This is a genomic window from Clostridium sp. YIM B02569 (assembly GCF_022320765.1).
GTDB lineage: Bacteria > Bacillota > Clostridia > Clostridiales > Clostridiaceae > Clostridium > Clostridium beijerinckii.
Map to the genome: position 1 here is coordinate 1 of NZ_JAKJJX010000058.1, position 3689 is coordinate 3689.

The 3689-nt window shown below is 27.4% G+C and carries 2 protein-coding genes; both read right to left on the reverse strand.

Going from position 1 to position 3689, the window contains the following annotated elements; all coding sequences use genetic code 11:
* Nucleotides 1–595: 595 nt before the first annotated feature.
* Nucleotides 596–1846, reverse strand: coding sequence for an MFS transporter (locus tag L3B96_RS27020; protein ID WP_238949054.1), 1251 nt, complete (start codon nucleotides 1844–1846; stop codon nucleotides 596–598).
* Nucleotides 1847–2197: 351 nt separating this feature from the next.
* Nucleotides 2198–3106, reverse strand: coding sequence for a GNAT family N-acetyltransferase (locus L3B96_RS27025; protein ID WP_238949055.1), 909 nt, complete (start codon nucleotides 3104–3106; stop codon nucleotides 2198–2200).
* Nucleotides 3107–3689: the final 583 nt, after the last annotated feature.

Here is a 3689-nt window from a genome sequence, read left to right on the forward strand (position 1 = left end):
GTTTTGTTGTTATCTGTCGTTTCTGACAGCTTACTCAGTATATCACCGCTTTCGAAGCTTGTCAACAACTTTTCAAAAAACTTTTTGAACTCATTTTTCAGTAGTTCTATTAGCTTCAAGTTATTAATTTTGCATCTCTTAGCGAGGATTTTATCATATCATCACCATTCCACATTGTCAACAACTTTCGTAGAAAACTTTTAATTTCTTCTTTATTAAAATTTTTTCAAGACTTAAGTTGTTTTGTTTATGTCTATTAGCGACGTGTTTTGTCTTAACATCTCTACTGTTTACATATTATTTATTTTATTGGCATTAAGTATGATTATTCCTATTCTTCTCTATAATCCACTATTATTCTAACTTTTATGCATATTGATACGCTAGCAATAGTTGTCCAAAGATTTAATATCATTTATTATATATTTAAACATTTGTATTGCACTCTCATATCTCTCTAATAAGCCCTGATAATCTGAGTTATAAAAATGCTATAACATCTTTATTTTTAATCTTTCTAATAAAGTCACTTAATTTGAGTCAAAAATACATTACACATTCAACTTTTTATCATTCTTGAATATCTCAACGATTTCTAAACAGCACTTTTAATTTTGCTTTTCGTATAATTGCCCAATTCTGATTTCACAGAAAATATTTTTAAAACAAACATTAATATTCCTGAAATTATTGAAATAAAAAATATTAAAAACCATAATGTTTTATATCCATAAACTTGAATATATGCTCCAGAAAAAAAAGTACTAAGCGCTGTACCTAGAAATCTGCCAAGATTCATTATTGCATTTAATCTGGCTCTATAATTGCTTGGACTATTATTTGCCATATAAACACCTGAGCTTATTGAACTTAAAATTTCTCCTAAAGTCCATATTATTGTGGAAATAATAAAAAAATTGAAATTATCAATATATCCTATCATTCCAAATCCTATAGCATATAATATTCCAGTAAAAGCCATATTAGTTAACTGATGATTTCTTTTAGTTATAAAACCTATAAAAATTGTAAGGACTAAAACAGTTACAGCATTTATACTCATAATGTAGCCCAAAAGTTTAGCACTTTCATTATTAAATTGAGCATTTAAAGTTATAGGCAAAGAAAACTTATGCTGAGCATAAATAAAGTTATATACCATATATAAAACTAGAAATAGACTTAATGCTGGCCTTTTCCAAAGCATTTGAAACGTATTTCCCTTTTCTGCTATTTCAGCTTTACTTTCAACCTTTAATTTACTATTTACCGGATAAGTCTCTTTGATATTTTTCCATACCAAAAAGACTGCTATTAAAGAAGTTAGTGTATCACCTAAAAATAATAATGGTAAAAGATTATTAAATAAAAAACCTGCTATTATTGGTCCAATTGCAACTCCTGCATTTATCGCTAGGTAGTTAAGAGAAAATCCAGCTTGTCTTTCTTCCTTAGAAAGTATATCTTGAATCATTGATTGAAATGCTGGACGCACAAAACCATTAAAAAATGTACTTATCAATAAACACATTATAGTAATCGAAACACTTTTAGTGAAAGCACAAGGTATTAATGTTACTGCTGCTATACTTTGTGCATATGTATATATTTTTTTTCTTCCAAACATATCTGATATTTTTCCACCTAAAATGGATGCTGGTATGCCTACAGCAGATGATAATGTAACTATAACTCCAGTTGCTGCAGCTGTCATTCCAATTTTTTGAGTAAGATATAATGCGAGAAATGGTACTACAAAATCTCCAAGTCTGTTAATAAGTGTAGCAAAACATATCACATACATTTCCTTTGGTAATCCTTTATAATTATTAATGAAATCTTTCATTTGTTATGCCCCCTTTTCTTAATATATTTTACCTATAAAATCCTTAAATTTCAAAACATTCCTACTAAATAATTTTTATATAAATTACCATTTTAATGCTATAATCTTATCTATATTTCAATATTTTAGTCAAATATGATTATTATCTTTTTATTTATTGGATCCTATTTTATGACATTTGCATTAGAAGTATTAGGTTAATATTTAGAAGAATATATAAAGAAGCTAATAAACTTTATAAGGAATTAATGAATATATAAATAGTTATATGATACTGTCTACATCAGAAGCTATCACTATCGGATTTTAACCTGATAGTGATAGCTTCCTCTCCTTTAAACTAAGCAGTAGTTAAAATTTCACAAAATAGTTCATCACAGATTTTTCTTTAAATCCACACGATTTATATAAATTAAGTGCCCTACTATTTTTATCAGCTACATCTAATTCTACTTGCTTTATATCTTTTTCACTTATTAATTTTAAAGCTGCCTTTAGTACTGCTCTTCCATAGCCTTTTCCTCTAAACTCTGGTAACACGCCAAAACCCAATATGAAAGCTGAGTAATCATTATATTCAATATGAATTTTACCTATGACTTCATTGTCTAATTCAGCTATATAGGCATTTTTTATTCTTGATTCATCTTCCTCAATTTGTTCAGTTTCTTCTTCAGCTAAAACTTTGAAACTTTCATTTTCCTCCTTATCAGAAAAATAAATCAAGTCTTGTCTTGATAATTCCTTCTTATCTGATGCCTTTGCTTTTCTTAAATTAATAGGAAATAAATTTTCTAAAAAATGCTGACTTATTAATTCCATCCCATATTCAGAAAAATCGTATTCTCCTCCTACTGCTTTTATAAATTCATTTCCAGATTTAGATTTACCATCTGTTAATAATAATATCTTCTTAAAACCATTCCTACTACATTCATCTATTGCAAGGTCAAAGAGTTTTTTAAAGATACCTTTTCTCCTCCACTCTGGATGAGTCATTCCATTAAGCTCAGCTATATTTCCTCCAAAACATGAAATTCCAAGATAAGCAACTAAAACATCATCTACATAATATAAAAATTCATTTAATCTCTTCTTTGATGTTTCTGAATTTTTATTCATTTCTAATTTAAAGTCTACTTCCAACTTTAAATTTACTTTATCCTTTGAAGTTATGATTTCTTGAAGTTCATTTATATCTTTATATTCTTTTTCACCTATATATTGCTTCATAGTTATTATATGATTTACTTCTTTCATTTTTAAATCTCCTTTTTGCTTGATTTTGAAATTCTTAAATTTTTCATAGATTTTAATTTTAAATTCTTCATTGCACATCTCTCCTCTTTGATTGCTGCTCTTATCATATACTATTGATATTACTGAATCTCTAAAAATGGACAGAAAAATCCCGCAGACACAAACCTATAGATGGCTTCTATCTGCGGGCATTATAAAAACAGGCAAACCTGTTATGATATTCGTCCTTAATAGTACACATATTTATGAAAGGTTATCTAAATTCTGCGAAAATATAACACAAATAAAAGGTACAACTACCATAAGAATGTATTTCCGCCCATATTTATTTTTAAACAGCAATCACCTTTACACTCTTTATCATATTACCATTTCTCCTTTCATAAGACTTACTATACTTTTACAATAAATCCTTCAATAAATTAACATTATCATATGCAAAAATATTTGTCAATTAATTCAAATTTATTATTCTATTCTTCATTAAAATCAGTAATCACATTTTTTATGCAAAATAAAAAAAGATAGTTATTACAACTATCTTTTTTGCTTACCTCGCAACGTCCTACTCTGCCACACAGTC